The sequence below is a fragment of the Archangium violaceum genome (assembly GCF_016887565.1).
In the GTDB taxonomy this organism is placed as follows: Bacteria; Myxococcota; Myxococcia; order Myxococcales; family Myxococcaceae; genus Archangium; species Archangium violaceum_B.
Genome location: NZ_CP069396.1, coordinates 10,629,698 through 10,647,765, shown reverse-complemented (window position 1 = coordinate 10,647,765; position 18,068 = coordinate 10,629,698). Strand labels below are relative to the sequence as shown.

The 18,068-nt window shown below is 68.7% G+C and carries 9 protein-coding genes; 3 read left to right on the top strand and 6 right to left on the bottom strand.

Annotation, left to right across the window (positions count from 1 at the left end; translation table 11 throughout):
• The 3 genes from JRI60_RS42320 to JRI60_RS42310 form a co-directional block, all read right to left on the bottom strand.
• On the bottom strand, nt 1-2,127 hold the full coding sequence (locus tag JRI60_RS42320; RefSeq protein WP_204221741.1) for a PAS domain-containing sensor histidine kinase: 2,127 nt from the start codon (nt 2,125-2,127) through the stop codon (nt 1-3).
• A 165-nt stretch (nt 2,128-2,292) separates the two neighbouring features.
• Nucleotides 2,293-3,777: a sensor histidine kinase gene (locus tag JRI60_RS42315; protein WP_204221740.1), complete on the bottom strand. Its 1,485-nt coding sequence runs from the start codon at nt 3,775-3,777 to the stop codon at nt 2,293-2,295.
• Nucleotides 3,778-3,806: 29 nt separating this feature from the next.
• The gene (locus JRI60_RS42310) at nt 3,807-4,838 is read right to left on the bottom strand and encodes an Rpn family recombination-promoting nuclease/putative transposase (protein WP_204221739.1); all 1,032 of its coding nucleotides are present in this window, start codon (nt 4,836-4,838) and stop codon (nt 3,807-3,809) included.
• A gap of 187 nt (nt 4,839-5,025) precedes the next feature.
• Between JRI60_RS42310 and JRI60_RS42305 the strand changes: the two genes are divergently transcribed.
• From JRI60_RS42305 to JRI60_RS42295, 3 genes are read left to right on the top strand one after another with little or no spacing between them, the layout of a single operon-like run.
• On the top strand, nt 5,026-5,874 hold the full coding sequence (locus JRI60_RS42305) for an FAD binding domain-containing protein (protein ID WP_204221738.1): 849 nt from the start codon (nt 5,026-5,028) through the stop codon (nt 5,872-5,874).
• Complete coding sequence (locus JRI60_RS42300) at nt 5,867-6,340, top strand: (2Fe-2S)-binding protein (protein WP_204221737.1); 474 nt, start codon at nt 5,867-5,869, stop codon at nt 6,338-6,340. Before JRI60_RS42305 ends, JRI60_RS42300 begins: the two co-directional genes overlap by 8 nt.
• Nucleotides 6,337-8,712 (top strand): xanthine dehydrogenase family protein molybdopterin-binding subunit, encoded by a 2,376-nt coding sequence (locus tag JRI60_RS42295; protein ID WP_204221736.1) that lies wholly within the window; start codon nt 6,337-6,339, stop codon nt 8,710-8,712. Before JRI60_RS42300 ends, JRI60_RS42295 begins: the two co-directional genes overlap by 4 nt.
• A 13-nt stretch (nt 8,713-8,725) precedes the next feature.
• Here JRI60_RS42295 and JRI60_RS42290 read toward each other — a convergent pair whose 3' ends face one another.
• The 3 genes from JRI60_RS42290 to JRI60_RS42280 all read right to left on the bottom strand — a co-directional run bounded on the left by JRI60_RS42290 (nt 8,726) and on the right by JRI60_RS42280 (nt 17,721).
• A complete protein-coding gene (locus JRI60_RS42290; protein ID WP_204221735.1) occupies nt 8,726-9,406 on the bottom strand; it encodes a peptidoglycan-binding protein in 681 nt (226 codons plus the stop codon).
• Between the two features lie 239 nt (nt 9,407-9,645).
• Nucleotides 9,646-12,057, bottom strand: coding sequence for a glycoside hydrolase family 6 protein (locus JRI60_RS42285; RefSeq protein WP_204221734.1), 2,412 nt, complete (start codon nt 12,055-12,057; stop codon nt 9,646-9,648).
• Between the two features lie 360 nt (nt 12,058-12,417).
• Complete coding sequence (locus tag JRI60_RS42280) at nt 12,418-17,721, bottom strand: trifunctional serine/threonine-protein kinase/ATP-binding protein/sensor histidine kinase (protein WP_204221733.1); 5,304 nt, start codon at nt 17,719-17,721, stop codon at nt 12,418-12,420.
• Nucleotides 17,722-18,068: the final 347 nt, after the last annotated feature.

The window sequence follows — 18,068 nt, the reverse complement described above, 5'->3', positions numbered from 1 at the left end:
TCAGCGCCCTTCTTCCGGACAATGCATGGGCCAGGTGAAGCGGAAGGTGGCCCCCTGGCCCGGAGCGGACTCCAGCCAGGCGCGCCCGCCGCGCGCCTCCACGCTCTTCTTCACCACCGACAGGCCGATGCCCGTGCTCTCCACCTCGTCCCGAGACCGGAGTGTCTGGAAGATGCCCCAGATGCGCTCATGATACTCGGGGGCGATGCCGGGGCCGTCATCGGCGACGGAGAACTCCCAGAAGGCGCCCACCGGACGGGCGTCCACCCGCACGCGGACCTCCGGGTTGCGGGCGTGCTTGAAGGCGTTGCCCAGCAGGTTGAGGAACACCTGCTGCAGGGGCACCCGCTCGGCGCGCAGGGTGGGCATGCCGGGCGCTATCTCGACGAAGGTGTCGGACGGGGGGGAGAGCAGCTCCACGCACTCGCTCAGCAGCCGGCTCACGTCCAGGGGCTCCGGGCGGCCGCGCATCCGGCCCGCGCGGCTGTAGTCGAGGATGCCGTTGATGAGAGACTCCATGCGCTGCACGCGCCCGCGCAGCAGCCGCATCTGCTCGCGCGTCTCGTCGGTCATCACGTCCTTCAGGTCGTCCTCTATCCACTGCGACAGGTTGGCGATGCCTCGCAGCGGGGCCTTGAGGTCGTGGCTGGCCACGTAGGCGAACTGATCCAACTCCTGGTTGCTGCGCTCCAGCTCCGCGAGGAGGCGCTCGCGCTCGGCCTCGGCGCGCTTGCGCTCGGTGATGTCCAGCACCACGGAGGCCACGCCGAGCGTGGTGCCATCCGGAGCGCGCACGGGCGCGTAGCGGGCCAGCCAGGCGAGCTGCTCGCCGGCGGCGTCGAGCCGGGTGGTGGCCTCCACCGTCCGTGTCTCCCCGCTCTCCAGGGCCTCGCGGAGGGTGCGGGCCACGTCCTCCACCGCGGGCGTTTCGGTGGCGAGCACCTCGGACAGGGTGTGCCCCAGGTGGGACTCGGCGGACTTGCGGTTGATGACCTCCAGGGTGCGGTTGACGCGCATGAAGCGCAGCTCCCGGTCGAAGAGGGCGATGCCCGCGGGGGCCGCGTCGAGGAGGGTGTCCAGCACCGCGCGCGCCTGCTCGGCCTCGTAGCGTGCCTGCTCGGCCCGGAGGGTGGCCTGCTGGCTCTCGCGGTACAGACGCGCGTTGTCCATGGCGAGCGCGGCGCGGCGCGCGAGCTCCTCGGCCATGGGCATGTCCGCGGCGGAGAAGCGCCGGCCGCTGTCGGCCTGCGCCAGCGTGATGCAGCCCAGCGTCCGCCCGCGCACCACCAGCGGCACGATGAGGGAGGAGGTCAGGCCCAGGCCCCGCAGCAGCCGCGCCTTCTCCGGGTCCTTCGCGAAGGCGACGATGGCCGCGTCCGTGATGACCTCCTGCAGCTCCGACTCGCCGGTGCGGATGACGTAGCCGCGCCCCCGCGTGGCGTGCTGGAAGTCCACGGGGTTGATGCGAGACAGCTCCCAGGCGAACCTCTCCCGCGACGGGTCGACGTGCGTCACCGTGACGCGCTCGACGGTCTCGTCCGGCTGGACCATGTCCACCGCGCACCAGTCCGCCAGCCGCGGGACGATGAAGCGCGTGAGGTTGTGCACGGTCTCCTCGGGGTCCAACGTGATGGAGAGCAGCGCACTGGCCTCGGCGAGGAAGCCGTGCACGTCGGCGGTGCGCTTCTGGTCGTCGATGTCCGTGCAGGTGCCGAACCAGCGCACGATGTGGTCCTGGGCGTTGTGCACGGGGATGGCGCGGCCGAGGAACCAGCGCCAGACGTTGTCGAGCCGACGGCAGCGGTACTCCACCTCGAAGGGCTCGCCGGTGGAAAGGCTGTGCTGCCAGCGCCGGGTGGCCTCGGGCATGTCCTCGGCGTGGAAGACGCGCTGCCAGCCCGTGCCCTCGGACTCCTCGAAGGACAGGCCGGTGTACTCGTACCAGCGCCGGTTGAAGTAGTCCGTGTGGCCATCCGGCCGCGCCGTCCAGACGATTTGAGGCAGGGCCTCGGCCAGCAGGCGGAACTGGTCCCGCTCGGTGTCGAGCCGCTGCCCCGAGCCCGCGACGCCGAACAGAGGGTGCAGGGTGTCGTACGCGGTGAGATCTCCGTCGGGCTGGTGGGACACGTCGAGAGAACCTCCGAGGGGGATGGAGGTGGAACCTGCCCCCTCTGTCTCTTACTTCGTCCTGATGGGCTTGGATCCGACACGGCGGGCGAGCTGTCGTCCGCGCAACAGGTCGCCCAGGTGCGTGAATTTCCTGGGATGGGGGAGGGTAGGATGAGGGCCTGCCTACCCGGTTGGTCCACCGGGAGAGGAGGACGCACCGACTGGGAGTGTGAGCTCGAAGGTCGTGACGCCCGGGGCCTGGACGAGCCGCAGGTCTCCACCGTGCGCCCGGGCAATCTTGCGGGACAGGGGCAGTCCCAGGCCGGTGCCCTTTTCCCGGGTGGTGAAGAAGGGCTCGAAGATGCGCTCGCGCTCGGTCTCGGGCACGCCGGGCCCGTGGTCCTCGACCCGGATGGCGTAGCCGTGGCCCTGGCCCCGGCCGATGAGCCGCACGCGGCCGCCCCGGGGCGAGGCCTGCACCGCGTTCTTCACCAGGTTCACCAGCGCGGCCGTCAGCAGGCTCCCGTCCGCCTCCAGCACCGCCACATCCGCCTCCACCTCCACCGTCACCTCCCGGGCCGCCGCGTCCGCCGCGAGCAGCCCGCTCGCTTCCTGGAGCAGGTCCGGCGCGGCCACCGGCGCCCGTGACAGGGGCTGCTCCCGGGCGAAGGCGAGGAAGTCCTCGACGATGCGCTGCAGGTACTCCACCTCACGCTGGATGCGGGAGACGTGCTCGGAGGCGTCCGCGTGGGCGCCCGCCTTCAGGTCCTCCGCGAGCAGCCCCGAGAAGAGGGAGATGCCCCCGATGGGGTTGCGCACCTCGTGGGCCACGCCGGCCAGCATCAGCTTGAGCTGCCGGTCGCGGCTCTCCAGGGCCTCGCGCATGACCTCCAGCTCGCGCGCCAGGACGCCGATTTCACGCGTGGGCTCCGGGGGAACGGGCGTCGTCAGGTCGCCCCGGCCGATGCGCAGCGCCGAGTCCATGAGCCGCCGCAGCGGGCGCGCCAGCCCCCGCGCGGTGAGGAGTGCCACCAGCGCGAGCACCCCGAGCGCCACGGTGCTCGCCACCGCGAAGCCGCGGGACAGGTGGGACAGGGGCCCGAAGAAGGCCGCGCTGCCCTCGACGGCCACCGCGCCCACCACCTGGCCCGCGTTGCGCACCGGCGCGTAGCCCGTCTTGTAGAGGAGCCCGTCCGAGCCCTGGAAGAGGACCTGGCTGGCCGCGCGCTGGCCGGAGAACACGCGGGACAGCTCGAGCCTGTCGCGCGCGAGCTCCGGCACCTCCGCGCCCACCGGCAGCTCGCCGCCGACGTCCGCGATCACCCGGCCCCGCGTGTCCACCACGTAGAGCCGCCGCACGCCGCCCTGGTCGCGCACCTCGGTGAGCAGTCGCACGAGGTTGCGCCACGTGCGAGTGCCCGCCACGTCGTCACCGGGCTCGATGGTGAGCATCCGCTCGCCGCTGACCTGGCTGGCCGTGGCCGCGGCGATGGCCGAGAGGCTGTTGCCCAGCTCGTCCTCGAGGATGGAGCGCGCCAGGGCGTAGACGGCCGTGCCCGCGAGGATGAGGAAGAGCAGGGTGGGCAGCAGGAAGGCCGCGAGCAGGCGCGCCGAGAGCGAGCCCAGTGCGTCCTTCAACCGGGAGGTGAGGGGAGCCGGGGTGGACATGGGGAAGGCGGAGCGTCACCCCAACCCTCTCACTTCGGTGTCGCCAACTCCACCTTGAGCAGGCTCCCTCTCGTGGTGGCGTTCAGGGAACGCTCGAACCAGCGATCGAGGGTGGCCACGTCCGTGCACGTGAGGATGCGCTCCCGGGCCGCCTCGTCGGCGTGCACTCCCCGCGCGGAGAGGATCCGCAGGATGTACTCGGCACGCCCTCGGGTCAGCCCCTGCGCCAACCCCTCCTCCCTGCCCTCCTCCCGGCCTTGTTGGCGTCCCCGCTCGATGAGTTGCTCGCCATAGCTCCGCATCAACGCCTCCGCTCGTTGCGCATCCACCACCGAATGTAACACCCGCTCGGCCGCTTCATGGACTGCCTCATCCCCCACCCACAATAGGTAACGGATGAGCACCACCAGGTGCTCGGCCCCCTCGGGGCCCTCCTGCACCTGGGCGAAGAGTGCCACCCACTCCGGCAACTTCCGGGCCAGTTCCTCACTACGCCCGTGACGCAGGACGAGCCACGCCAGCCGGGCCAGCGGCGGACCTGGGCGCTCTCTCAGCGCCTCCTCCCGCTCGGCCGTCAGGTCATCGAGCAGGTACTCGAAGCGCGGCACCAACGCTCGCCATCGCTCCCGCTCCTCCTCCGGCAGTTCGAAGAGTTCTTCCACCCGCCTCGGCGCCGTCCAGCGGCCTTCCGGCCCGTGGTACATGACGAGCGGGAGGATGAGGGGGAGTCGTGTGCTGTCCGGATGCTCCTGACGCCAGCGCTCCACCTGGCGCACCACGTAGCGCAGCATCCTCAGCGCCATCCACCTGTCCACCGTCGATTGGTGCTCCAGCAGCACGTACAGCAGCAGGGGGCGGCCCGTGCGCAACCGGGCCGAGAAGAGCAGGTCGCTCTCGGTCTCCCTCAGCTCCGGGTCCACCACGCTGCCGGGCTCCCGCCGCAGGGACGTCCAGTCCACCTCCGAGACGACATGCGGGGGCAGGACGGCGCGCAGTTCGGCCTCGGCCCGCTCGGGGTGACTGAAGGTATAGCGGGCGAAGAGGTCATGCGGTCCAGACATGGCGAACCGCGCCCAAGCACGCAGCGGGCCAATGCCGTGCCCACCGCGTAGAGCCACCGCACGCCGCTCGTGTAGTTAGATGTCGCGCCTTGGGTGGAGTCGACTCCATCTGAAGGGTGAGACAGTCTTTCGATACATTCCGCCGTGGGCTTGCCCATGCTGTATTCGCGAAGGAGGCCTCGCACCGATGAGATACGCGGAGCCAGAAACAGTGGAGGAGGGAGTCACCCTCCTGGCTTCCACGGAGCACTCGCGCTGCATCGCGGGCGGCGCCACGCTGGTGGCGATGATGAACGCGGGTCACATCGCCCCCGCGATGCTCGTCAGCCTGCATCGCATGCGCGAGCTCTTCACCCTCACCGAGTCCGCGGAAGGGCTCTGGATCGGCGCCATGACGCCTCATCGGGTCGTGGCCGCCGAGACTCGGCTGCGCGGCTCCATGGGGGTCGTGCGCAGCGCCGCGGGCCAGCTCGCGCACCCGAGCATCCGCAACATGGGCACGATCGGCGGTTCGGTGTGCCTCGCCGATCCCAGCACCGAGATGCCCGTGGCCCTGGTCGCGGCCTCCGCCCGGGTCGAGATCGCGGGCCCCAATGGCAGGAGGATCGTCCCCATCGAGGACGCCCTCGTGGACCGCTTCAAGACCTCCCTGGGCCGCGGGGAGATCGTCACCCGGATCCTGATTCCCAGAGGCGTCGAGGGCGCGGTGGGCCACCACCTCCGGTTCAGCCGTGTGGCGGGCGACTACCCCACGGTGTCCATCTCGCTGACCCTCTCCATGCAAGGTGACAGGTGCGTCCATGCTCGCGTGGTCGTGGGCTCGTGCGGGCCGGTTCCGCTCCACGTGACCGCGGCCGACCAGCGGCTCATCCACTCCGTGCTCGGGGAGGATGACGTGGCCGCGGCGGGGCAACTCCTCGCCAGTGCCGCGTCCCCCCTCGATGATGTTCGCGGCTCGGCCGAGTACCGGCGCATGTTGATTCCGCGCCTGCTCGGCCGCGCCCTCTCCCAGGCCCGGGAGCTCGCCCATGTCTGACAAGATCTCCCTCTCGCTCCGGGTCAACGGAGCTTCCCATGCGCTCAGTGTCGCCCCCGAACGGACCCTGCTCGAGGTGCTGCGCGAGGAGCTTCGTCACACGGGGACGAAGCGTGGCTGTGACCAGGGAAGTTGTGGGGCGTGTATGGTCCTGGTCGACGGAGAGCCCGTCTTCTCCTGCCTCTCCCTGGCAGTCACCCTCCGCGACCGTGAGATCACCACGATCGAGGCCGTGGAGGCAGGCAACGAGCTTCATCCCATTCAGCGGGCCCTCGTCCAGCATGGCGCGGTGCAATGCGGCTTCTGCATTCCGGGCATCGTCATCACCGCCAAGGCCCTGCTCGATCGCAACCCGCACCCGACCGTCGATGAGATCCGCCATGCCCTCGGCAGCAACACGTGCCGATGCTCGGGCTACGCGAGGATCGTGGAGGCCATCGCTTCGCTGACAGGAGAGCGTCCATGAGCCATTCGCCCAAGCCGGGTCCCACCCCGACTCCCGTGGGAGACATCCTGGGCAGGTCCGTGCCGCGCCTGGAGGCGCGCGAGAAGGTGACGGGGCGCGCGGTCTACACCGACGACATGACCCTGCCGGGGATGCTGTACGGCGCCCTGCTGGGCAGCCCTCATCCCCATGCGCGGATCCTCTCGTACGACACCTCCCGGGCCCGGGCCATGCCCGGAGTCAGGGCCGTGCTCACGGCCGAGGATCTGCCCGACCATCGCGTGGGCAGCGTCCTCAAGGATCAGCCGTTGCTCGCGCGCGGCAAGGTCCTCCATGAGGGCGAGCCCGTGGCCGCGGTCGCCGCCGTCGATCTCCAGACGGCCCGCAGAGCGCTCCAGGAGATCGACATCCAGTACGAGGTCCTCCCCGCGGTCTTCGATCCCGAGGAGGCGCTGCGCCCGGGTGCCCCCGTCCTCCACGAGCAGCGGGACACCTACCTCGACTTCCAGACGGCATCCCCCGAGCGAGCCAGGCACCCCAACGCCGCCTCGCACATCCGGCTCATCGAGGGAGAGCCGGACGGGGTGTGGGAGCGCTGCGACGTCATCGTCGAGGACGTGTACGAGACTCCCGCGCAGCAGCACATCTACATGGAGCCGTGCTCGACGCTGGCCTCGGTGGATCGCGACAGCGGGAAGATCACCCTCTACACCTCGACCCAGTCCGTGTTCCGGGTGCAGGCCATCACCGCCGAGGCGCTGGGCATCCCCATGTCCCGGATCCGGGTCATCGCCCCCCGGGTGGGCGGAGGGTTCGGCGGCAAGACCGAGATGACCAACCAGCCCATCACCGCGGCGCTCGCGCGGGCGGCCGGGGCTCCGGTCAAGATGACGCTCTCGCGCACGGACGACATGCGGATGATGAAGTCGCGCCACGCGTGCCGCATCCACATGCGCACCGGCGCGACCCGGGATGGGCGCATCCTCGCGCGCAAGGTCCGGATCGTCTACGACACCGGTGCCTATGCCGACGATGGGCCGTTCGTCGCCAGCGTGGGGTCCTACTTCGCTCGCGGGCCGTACCGCATCCCCCACGTCGATATCGAGTGCTGGGCCGTGTACACCAACCGGCTCCGGGCCGCGGCGTTCCGGGGTTTTGGCAACCCGCAGATCCACTTCGCCAGCGAGCTCCAGGTCGATCAGCTCGCCGAGAAGCTGGGCATGGATCCCATCGACTTCCGGATCCGCAACGCGCTCGAGACGGGCGAGCGGTGGCTCGGGGGAGCGCCCGTCGAGAGCGGGACGCTCAAGGACTGTCTGGAGCGAGCCCGGGATGCCTCGGACTGGGTGCGTCGCCGGAGCCAGCGAGCCGCTTCACCCGGCAAGCGGCGCGGCATCGGGGTGGCGGCCGTCGGGCACGTGTCCGGGCTGCTGGGCTCGAGCGCCACGGTCCGGCTCAACGAGGATGGGACCCTCACGGTCAACACCGGTGCCGTGGACATCGGCCAAGGCTCGGACACGGCGCTCGCCCAGTGCGCGGCCGCGGCCCTGGGCCTCTCCCTCGAGCAGATCAACTACAGCGGCCCCGACACGGATGTCTCGCCCTACGACTGGTGCACCGGAGGAACTCGCACCACCTTCACCGTGGGCCGGGTCATCACCCAGGCGTGCGAGCAGGTCAAACAGCAGCTCTTCGAGCACGCCAGCGAGATGCTCTCCCGCCCGGTGCAGCAGCTCGAGCTGCGGCCCGGCGGCATCGTGGGAGTGCAGGGGGCGCCCGACGCCTCCGTCACGTTCGGAGCCATCTCCGCGCGAGCCCTCTACTTCAAGGGCGGCCCGATCATCGCCAGCTCCCGATGGCTGTTCCCGCCCACGCCGATCGACACCCGCCAGACGTCCGCCCAGGGACTGGCCTCGATGGGAAATGGCTTCTTCGTGTTCGCCGCGCAGGTGGCCGAGGTCGAGGTCGATGAACTGACCGGCAAGGTCGAGCTGCTCGAGGCGTGGAGCGTCCACGACGTGGGCCGGACGATCAACCCCGCGGCGGCGGAGGGGCAGATCCAGGGCGGCTTCGTCCAGGGGCTCGGCTACGCGCTGACCGAGGAGCTGGTGTGGGGCGAGGGCCACCTGCTCAATCCCTCGATGAGCAGCTACAAGGTTCCGGGCGCGCTCGACGTCCCGGTCGGCATCCATCCCATCCTGCTCGAGCATCCCTCGGGAGAGGGGCCGTTTGGAGCCAAGGGGGTTGCCGAAGTCAGCCTGGTGGGGGTGGCCCCCGCGGTCTGCAATGCGATCCGCCATGCGACCGGGGCGACGGTCACCCGGATTCCCGCCACGGGTGAGCGCGTCCTGCGCGCGTTGCTGTCACGTGAGGAGGCCGGCTCGAAGGGGTAGGGCCGGGCCATGCTCAGGGGCGGAACTCCCAGTGCCAGGGCTCGGAGGGCACGGTGCGGATGAAGCCGAAGCGCTTCGCGTTGTTTTCCATCCACTTGTAGGTGGCGGAGCTGGTGGCGCCCACGGTGACGTCCACGGCGATGCCGCCCTGGTGGTTGGAGTAGCCGGGCCTGGCGGCGAGGTTGCCGGTGCCGTTGAGGTGCTTCTGGTAGAGGGCGCGCTGCTCCTCCATGGAGCGGAAGCCGCTGTTGACGTGGAGATTGATACCGGCGGAGCTGGCCGTGGCGTGCATGCGGTTGAAGGCCGCCGCCGCGTCCGAGCGCATCTCCTTGCCGTTGGGGATGGAGGAGAGGGTGATCTGCTGGGCCTTGCCTTTGACGTAGCCGGTGACGGAGCGGCCGCCGCCAGGAGCGGGAGGGGTGGGGCCCTGCTTCTTGACGTTGAGCTTGTTCCACGTCTTGGGGCCCACGACGCCATCGGCGGTGAGGCCATGGGCCTTCTGGAAGGCCTTCACGGCGGCGAGCGTCTTCTGGCCGAAGGCCCCATCGGCGGCGCCAGGGTCGAAGCCCGCGGCCTTCAGCTTCTTCTGGAGGGTGACGACGGCGGGCCCGCGCGAATCCAGTCGGAGCGTGGGCGGAGCGGCACTCGCGCCCCTACGGGCGGCGAGGGCGGAAGAGCGGGAGATGGCGACCATGGGAGGACTCACTGTGCGAAGGAGGGTGGCTGCACACAGGAGGAGTGCGCTGGTGCGGAATGTGAATTCCAGCGCCAGGCGCGTTCGGCTCTCGAGCGAGCCCCCATCACCCGCGACGGCTCGCTGAGCTCACGCTGCTCGATGCTCCCGAGCCTGGTGGCCGGCCGAGCGACTTCGTGTTGGAGCTCGGGGGCAGCCCCCAGCCGTATGACTGACGGCCGGGGGCTGTGAGTCCAGGCCTACGGCTCGATGCCTCCGGCCAACGTTCCGTTGCGATAGACGGTGATGCGGGTGTTCTCGCCGTAGGCCGTCTGACCGGCCTTGAACGAGTAGTCATCCGTCTCGTTGAAGTTCGTCCAGTTCGACGTGTTCGCGCGCAGCTGGATCTCACCCGTGTCCTGGCCCGCCGCCAGCGTGCCGCCAAGGAAGCTGACCTCCAGATAGTGGGTGGCGCCAGGCCGCGGAGAGGCCAGCTGCACGGCCTGGAAGCTCATGTTCGAGCAGCCCAGGACAGCCCAATCACAGACGATCTGAAGGGTGGCCGGGCTGTCCAGCGAGATGTAGTACCGGACCTTGAGCTCCGCCAGGTTGGCCGGCGTGGTGCCACCGTTCTTCACCCGGAGGTGGGGCCTGACCTGGTTGTTGCTCGGGGCGTTGTTGTCCCCGTCGCGGTAGATGACGGAGAGGGTGCCAGTGCTGGCGGCCTGCGTCGTGGCGGAGGCTTCGTTGGACGCGGCGGACTCGAGGGAGGCCTTGGTGGCCGTGGCCTTGTAGTAATAGGTCGTGCTGGCGAGCAGGCCCGTGTCGGTGAAGCTGGTGGTGGCGCTGGTTCCCACACGGTTCGCCGCGGTGATCGCCACGTTCGGCGAGGTGGAGCGGTAGAGGTTGTAGCCGGTGGCATCGGCGACGCCCGTCCAACTCAGGTTGAGCTGACTGGAGCTGGCCGCCGTCGCGAGCAGGCTGGTGGGCGCGGCCAGGACCTGCTCACCCGGAATCGCCGAGACCGCGCTGCTGTTGGCGCTCTCACCGTTGGCATTGGAGGCGCTGACCACGAAGTAATAGGTCGTCCCATTGGTCAGCCCGGTGAGGGTGTAGGTCGTGCCCGTCACGGCCGTCACGTTGGTGAACGGTCCGCTGCTGGCCGTGCCCCGCTTGACGGTATAGCTCGTCGCACCGAGCGCCGCGGTCCAGCTGAGCGTCACCTGCTGGTTGGCCGGGGTGGCCGTCAGTCCCGTCGGCGAGAAGGGCGGGTCATTGTCGCCGGTGGTCAGCGGGATGGCCGGATACGCGTTCTGGACCAGCATCGCGAACTGCTCATGGAACCAGTGGCCGGACAGCGGAGCGTTCGGCAGAGCCCCGGTCTTCGTGTTGTACTTCGTATCGTAATCCGGGTTGCACATCGGGTCCGCGCCCTTGCCCTCGTTGTTCGGAATCTCCTTGCTGGCGCCGTCCGACTCGCCCGGCGGCTTGATCCAGACGAAGGCATCCAGGTGCGAGGCGGCATAGCCAGCCGGAGACGTCTGGGGCGGCTGCCCGATGCCGGTACCGCTGTGATTGCACCAGAGGCCCCGGTGGGCCCGGCGGTCAACGCGGCCGGAGTTGGCGTACGTGTCGACCGTGGTGCCGGTCGCACCCGTCGGCCGGTTGGGTCCGCCCCAGCCATTGCGAGAGGTGTCGATGAGGAAGCCGACGCTGGCCGGCCAGCCCGCGGACGTGAAGCCGGTGTAGAGGGACGCCGCGAAGTCGGTCTCGTCGAAATTGGGGTTCCACTCGTAGAACTTCGCCGACTTGAGCTGCTGCCCGCCGACGGTCACGTTCGGGTCCACCAGGTGCGGCTCCGCCAGGGGCGTGTAGTTGGACGTGTTGGTCACGAAGCCATCGACGCTGGACAGCCCGGCCGTCGTCGCGCCCACCACGGTGGTGTAGAGCGCGATCGTCTTCTGGCGGTTGTCGTCCCAGCCCAGCCAGCCCGAGTGGCCGATGTCCATGTAGATGTAGACATTCGGGATGGCGTGCAGCTTGTTGATGGCGTACTGCGAGGCCGCCACGTAGATGCCAGTGGAGTTGGCCTGGGCGCACTCCGGATCGCTCAGGTTGGTCACCAGGTTCGGCAGGCCGTCCGGCTCGAGCGCCGTGACGATTCGGATGTCCTGGTACTTCGGATCGGCGAAGACGGCCGTGATGGCATCGATGTACTCGGTCTTGTATCGCTGAAGTCCCTCCGCGCTCAGCGGCAGCTCACCGTTGGAGGCCAGCGCCGCGCAGTCTCGGCCCGGCATGTCGTAGACGACGAAAGACGCGGTGATGGGCTGGCCCGGCTTCTTCTGCGCCAGCGCCAGGTCCAGGTGGTCCCGCAGGCTCTTGCGGCCGCCGTTCGCGCTGCCGCCATGAATCGCCGCGATGCGGTCGAGCCAGACCGTGGTCGGATACTTTTTGACCGTGCGCATCTTCGCCGCGAGGGTGCTGTCGGTCGTCTTGGCGATCGAGGTGTCGATCAGCGCCGCGTAGTCAGGATTGACGTAGGCGGTTGCACCGTCGAACGGGTTGTCCACGTGCACTTGCGCGGCCGCGGCTCCTCCCCAGAGTGCCAGGAGCAGGAACGGTAGGGGAGCCAGCGCCAGGAAACAGGTCCTTGGATGCGGTCTTTGCATACTTCCCTCCGGATGAAATGTTTCAGCAGTCTTGAGAAACAGGAAAGAGCCCCGCGCCTCGTAAAACCATTAAAAGCCGAGTCCCTTATGCAATGACAACGTTTTCATTGCAACCTGTTCATCGACAAACAGGTCCGGTTCCCGTGCTCGACGCGAGAGCGGGTGGAACGCTTTCGTTTTCCTATCGCGGGAAATCTACTGCCTCATGGCAGTGGAAACGTCCTCATGTGGTCAACGACCCAGGGAACGCCTCCGCGGAGCTGGGTTCTCAATGCAATGCGTCAAGCTTTCAATGCAATGCGTCAAGGCCCGCCTGGGGAATCGAAACGTTGTCATCGTCCCCGTGGGGAGCCCCCGGACTCATGCCTTGTCTGGCGCGATGGGAATCTCCAGTGTGGCCGTGGCCCCCTGGTACGGTCCCTCGCTCCTGAGCGTCAGGCTTCCACCCAGCATCTGCGCCGCCAGCGCGCTCGAGTGCAGGCCGAAGCCGTGACCGTCCTTGCGTGTGGTGAAGCCGTGCGAGAAGAGCTTCGCCTGGACCTGCGGCTCGATGCCGATGCCATTGTCCACCACCTGGATGCGCGCACGCCCATTCTCGGCGGTGAGCCGCACGGTCATCCGCCGCTGCCCCTCGGGCATCCCGGCCAGGGCGTATTTGGCGTTGCTGACGAGGTTGATGAGGATTTGCAGCACCTTGTGCTTGTCCAGTCGCACCCGGGGGACGCGAGCAATCTGGAGGGTGACGGCGATGCCGTGGCGCCTGAGCGCCGCCTGCTGGATGCGCAGGGTATCGTCGACGAGCTGCGCGAGGTCACACTCCTCCAGGAGAAGCGAGGTCTTCGCGTAGGTCTGCTGCACCTGGACGATGGCGCGGATGTGCTCGATGTACCTGTTCATCGCCTCCAGGTTCTCCTGCAGGTTCGCCTGCTCACTCAGGAGCTCATCCGCGAGGGCGGAGAGATAGTCGCTCAGACGCTCCCCGCGCGGATCCTTCGTGAAGAAGTCCCCCAGCTGCCCGCGGTGCTCCTCCAGCAGCGTGGCCACCTGTCTCACCCGGACGACCCGTGAGGAGCCCACGGCCTGACGCGTCATCTCCAGGTTGACGACGGCGCTGGTGAGGACATTGCCGACGTTGTGCAACACGTTGGAGGCGATCTCCGTCATGCCCACCGCGCGCGCCGTCTCCACGAGCCGCACCTGGGTCTGTTTGAGCTCCCGGGTGCGCTCGTCCACCCGTCTCTCGAGCTCGTCATTGGCCTGGCGCAGGGCGGTCTCGGCGCGCTGGACCTCGTCATAGAGCCGCGCGTTCTCGATGGAGATGGCCGCCTGGGAGGCGATGTGTCCGAGCAGCGAGAGACGGCTCGGAGTGAAGGCCTCGGCGGCCAGGCGGTTCTCCAGGTACAGCACTCCGACGAGCCCCTCCTTGCGCATCAGTGGCAGACAGAGCACCGCCCTGGCCAGGCCCCGCTCGAGGTACGCATCGGACGAGAAGGCATGGGGCCGCGAGGCATCGCCGATGAGCACGTGCTCGCCCGTACGCCGCACGTAGGCCAGGAGGGTCCAGGGCAGGCAGTCGAGGTTGGCTTCCTCCTGCTCCGGGAACACCCGGACGCCGTCTTGCGAGTCGTTGGAGATGGCGGCGATCCGCAGCGAGTTGCCATGCGGGAGCAGGAGGGCACCGCGCTGGGCGCCGGCGTTCTCGATGGCGACCTCCATCAGCTTGGTCACCAGCCGCTCCAGGACGATTTCTCCGGAGATGGCCTGCTGGACCTTCACCACGGAGAGCGCGTCGAGCTGCGTCGAGGTGTCATAGGCGGAGGAGTCCAGGCCCTCCGCCGAGGCCACGAGCAAGGGCCAGCGCTCCTCCAGGTGCTGGACCTTTCCGTCGGCTCCCCACTTCCGGTACGCATCGCGGGCCTCGCGGGCATATGGCAGGGCGATGGTGGGGACCCGCCGCTCGTTCCAGAATCGCGCCGCGAGCTCGGCGGCGAGGCCCGCGTTCTGGAGGAAGCCATGCTCACGGGCGGATTGGAGTGCCGCATCGTAGGCGTACAGCGCCTCGTCCTGCATGCCCAGGCATCGGGCCAGCTCCGCCGAGACCATCCGTTCGGCCGCTCGGAAGTTCTCGGGACAGTGGCTCGCCCACTCCTCGAGCTGCGCATGGTGTCGCCGCATGGCCTCGAGGTACTCCCGCCGTGTCTCCGGGGTCGCGTCCTCGTAGCAGGCGGCCAGGGACAGGGCGCTGTAGAGGTGGTAGTCGAACAGCTGGATGTGGCCGATCGAAGCCCAGACCAACTCCCCGGCCCGGGCCGAGGCCTGGCGTGCCTCCTCGTACGCGCCGCACATGTAGCGCGCCTGTAGCTTGAGGATCCAGTACCAGCACAGCACGGTGGCCACGGGGGCCGAGGACGGGGAGGACTCGAGGACCTCCTCCTTGAAATCCTCACCGTCCAACGAGCCGAACGAGGGGGAGAGGCCGCGCAGCTGCTGCACGTAGCGCTGGGTGAAGACGATGGTGTCCTGCGAGGCCTTGAGGCCGGCCTTGCGCACGAAGTCGAGGCGTGCGACCGATTCCTGGTAGACCTCTTCCAGCGAGTGCCCCAGGGCCAGCAGGTCGGTGACGGTGTGGTTGCAGCAATAGCAGGCGGTCTGGAAGTCACCGGCCGGGACCGCGTGCTGGAAGGCCTCGCGGATGAGCTCCACCGAGATGGAGAGGGGCCGCGTCCAGTGGTTGACCAGCTCCAGGCCGTAGAGCGCCTTGCCCCTGGAGACGGAGAAGTCGTGGCGCTCGACGATCGCACAGGCGAGCGCTCCGAAGGCATGCCCCTCCCGGTACTTCTTGAAGCAATGTCCCTGCATCAGGCCGTACCAGGCATACCCGTTCACGGCGGACTCGGTGTTGCCGTGGCGCAGGCACAGGAGGACCATCCGGGTGAGGTGGAGGATGAGCAGGTTGAGGTCGGTGAAGAGCGACGGCGCGAACAGGGTGGAGAGGATGTTCATCGCCGCCTTCGTGTCCGGGTCCGTCATCACCGGCAGGTCGACGAGGCTCTCGATGGAGCGCTCCCCCAGCAGGGCCCACACCTCCGCGTTGGCCGCCGTCACCTCTTCCCAGGAGGGATGGGGCGACATGGGCATGCCCAGCGCGGCCAGTCCCTCCAACAGACACTCGACGGCCTCGTCACTCTCGTCGGCGGCGACGTGGATGTCACCGCGCAGACAGGTGACCGCGGCGAGCTCCGCGGAGGTGCGAGCCCTGGGGCGGAGCATCCGCGAGAGTTGGCGCGCCTCGGCCGGGTTGCCACTCATGAACTCGCTGATGGCCCGCTGGAGGTGCAGCTCGAAGGTGAAGGCGTGCTCCTGCTCCCAGGACTCCTCCGGCAGGAGCTGGAGGGCCGTCGTGAAATAGACGACGGCCGAGCGGTGCGCGGTCGAGGCCTGGGCCTTCCTGCCCGCCTCGGCGTTCAGACGTGCCACGTCGTGGCGCTCCTCGGATGAGAGGATCAGCTCCGCGCCGACGTTGAGCTGGTTCACGATGTCGAAGACCCGCTCCCGCATCTCCTCCGGGGACAGGCTCGCCCGCAGCAGTCGGCCGATGCGCAGGTGGACGGCCTTGCGCTGCTCCTCGGGGATGAGGGCATGAGCGGCCTGCTGGATGCGGTCGTGGATGAAGCGGTACTGCTCCAGGCCGCTGCGCATCAACTGGCCATCCTGGAGCGCGGGCTCGAGCCCCTGCTCCACCTCGCCCACCGGCAGGTCGGAGATGATGGCCAGCGTCTGGAGTGGGAAGACATTGCCCGCGCATGCCGACAGGCTCAGCAGGTACTGCGTCACCTCGGGGAGCTGGCGCAGCTTGCCCGCCATGAAGTCGACGACGTTGTCGGAGTAGCCCCGGGCGCGGACGCCTTCGGCATCCCACCGCCAGGAGCCCTCGGGCGTGCGGGTCAGCAGCCCGTCCTGGTTCAGCGTCCGCATCAGCTGGATGAAGAAGAACGGGTTGCCACCGGTCTTCTCGTGCACCTGGGCGGAGAGGGGCTCGATGAGCTCCCGGCCCGCGCCCGGGAGCGCGTCGGCGACGAGCCGCTGGAGCTGCTCCAGGCTCAGCGGTTCGAGCCGGATGTCGGTCAACCGGACGCGCTCCTTCTGCATCTCCTTGCGCGCCAGCATCAGCGGGTGGGACGGGGAGACCTCGTTGTCCCGGTAGGCCCCCACCAGCAACAGCGGTGGGGTATCCGGATGGGTGATGAGGTGCTGGATGAGCCGGAGGCTGGCCGGGTCCGCCCACTGCAGGTCGTCCAGGAACACGACGAGCGGGTGCTCGGAGGTGGACACGGCGCCGAGGAAGCGCTGGAAGACCCGGTTGAAGCGGGCCTGCGCCTCGGTGGGTGGCAGCTCCTGGAGCGGGGGCTGCTTGCCCACGACGAGCTCCAGCTGCGGAACCAGCTCCACGAGGAGCTGTCCATGTCCCTCCGAGGCCTCCCGCAGGCGCTCGCGCCAGAGCTCGAGCTCCGCGTCGGTGCCGGCCAGCAGCTGCTGCGCCAGCCCGCGGATGGCCTGGGCCAGGGTGGCGTAGGGGATGCCCCGCTGGAACTGGTCGAACTTGCCCTGCAGGAAGATGCCGCGCCGCTGCGCGACCGGCCGGTACAGCTCATGGACCACCGCGGACTTCCCGATGCCAGAGTAGCCGCTGATGAGGAGGAGCTCCGGGCTCCCCCCCTGGGAGATCCGCTCGAAGGCGCTCACCAGGGTGGCGACCTGCGCGTCGCGCCCATAGAGCCGTTGGGGCATCTGGAAGTGGGGGGAGATGTCGTGCGCGCCCAGCGGGAACTCCTCGCGCACGCCCCGGCGCAGGTCGTCCTGGCACCGCGTCAGGTCCGCCTTCAGGCCATCCGCGCTCTGGTAGCGCTCCTCGGCCACCTTGGCCAGCAGCTTCATCACGATGGCGGACAGGGCCGGGGGAATCTCCGGAACGCGCTCGTGCGGAGGCCGCGGGAGCTGGGCCATGTGAGCGTGGAACCATTCGAGCGCGTCGCGGCCGTGGAAGGGCAGCGTGCCCGTGAGGAGCTCGTAGAACGTCACTCCCAGGGAGTAGAGGTCGCTGCGGTGGTCCACCGAGCGGTTCATGCGCCCGGTCTGCTCCGGGGACATGTAGGCCGGCGTCCCCTCGATGAGCGTGGTGGACACCGCGTCCACGTGCTCCACCGTCTGGACGATGGCGGTGCCGAAGTCGATGATGAGACTCTCGCCCGAGGGCCGGAGGACGATGTTGGAGGGCTTGAGGTCCTTGTGGATGACGCCGTGACGGTGGATCTCCGCCAGGGTCGAGGCCAGGGAGATGGCCAGCTCGAGGAACCGCTCCATGCCCAGCGGACGACCTGCTCCATCGGACAGGGCCTTGCCACCAGCGCCCTCCAGCAGAAGCACCGGGCGTCCATGGCTCTGCTCGTACCCTAGAGTCCTGGCGACGCCACGCACGTCCCGGAGCCGGTGCAGGATGGCGTGCTCCCGCCGGTAGCGTTCGGCCTCCCGAGCGCCGGAGTGCTGCGTCACCGGCATCTTGACGATGACAGGCAGGCGGTCCTCGTCACGGAGCGCGTGATAGAGGATGCTTGCCCCCGTCGACTTGAGCGTGTCGAGAAGGGTGTAGCCAGGAATGTTCGCCATGGAGACCGTCAGGAGTTGAGGCCAGGGCCCTTTCCCGTGAGCGGCAGCGACCTCACTCGTTGATTACCTGTACATCAGCTTAGCAGAGAAAATGTCCGATTCTCAAAAATGGAGAGTGGCTTCTTTCCCTCCTCCATCCACGAGCAGGCGCGTACGCACTGAGGGTGCGCGGGAAGGGGTCCAGGGCCCTGGAGGGTTCGTTCGACTCCCCCCAGCGAGACATTGAGTAATCCCTGCTCCAGGGATTTCCACCCAAATGCCTTTCAACAAGGCACTGGCATCTTCGCCATCAGCTGATCCGGGGGAACGAGGAGCCATTCAACGCAGTCATCGCCGCTTCGTGGGGG

Coding starts and splice junctions, on each gene's coding strand:
- JRI60_RS42315 (WP_204221740.1), bottom strand. CDS start 3,777: ATGTCCACCCCGGCTCCCCTCACCTCCCGGTTGAAGGACGCACTGGGC.
- JRI60_RS42310 (WP_204221739.1), bottom strand. CDS start 4,838: ATGTCTGGACCGCATGACCTCTTCGCCCGCTATACCTTCAGTCACCCC.
- JRI60_RS42305 (WP_204221738.1), top strand. CDS start 5,026: ATGAGATACGCGGAGCCAGAAACAGTGGAGGAGGGAGTCACCCTCCTG.
- JRI60_RS42300 (WP_204221737.1), top strand. CDS start 5,867: ATGTCTGACAAGATCTCCCTCTCGCTCCGGGTCAACGGAGCTTCCCAT.
- JRI60_RS42295 (WP_204221736.1), top strand. CDS start 6,337: ATGAGCCATTCGCCCAAGCCGGGTCCCACCCCGACTCCCGTGGGAGAC.
- JRI60_RS42290 (WP_204221735.1), bottom strand. CDS start 9,406: ATGGTCGCCATCTCCCGCTCTTCCGCCCTCGCCGCCCGTAGGGGCGCG.
- JRI60_RS42285 (WP_204221734.1), bottom strand. CDS start 12,057: ATGCAAAGACCGCATCCAAGGACCTGTTTCCTGGCGCTGGCTCCCCTA.
- JRI60_RS42280 (WP_204221733.1), bottom strand. CDS start 17,721: ATGGCGAACATTCCTGGCTACACCCTTCTCGACACGCTCAAGTCGACG.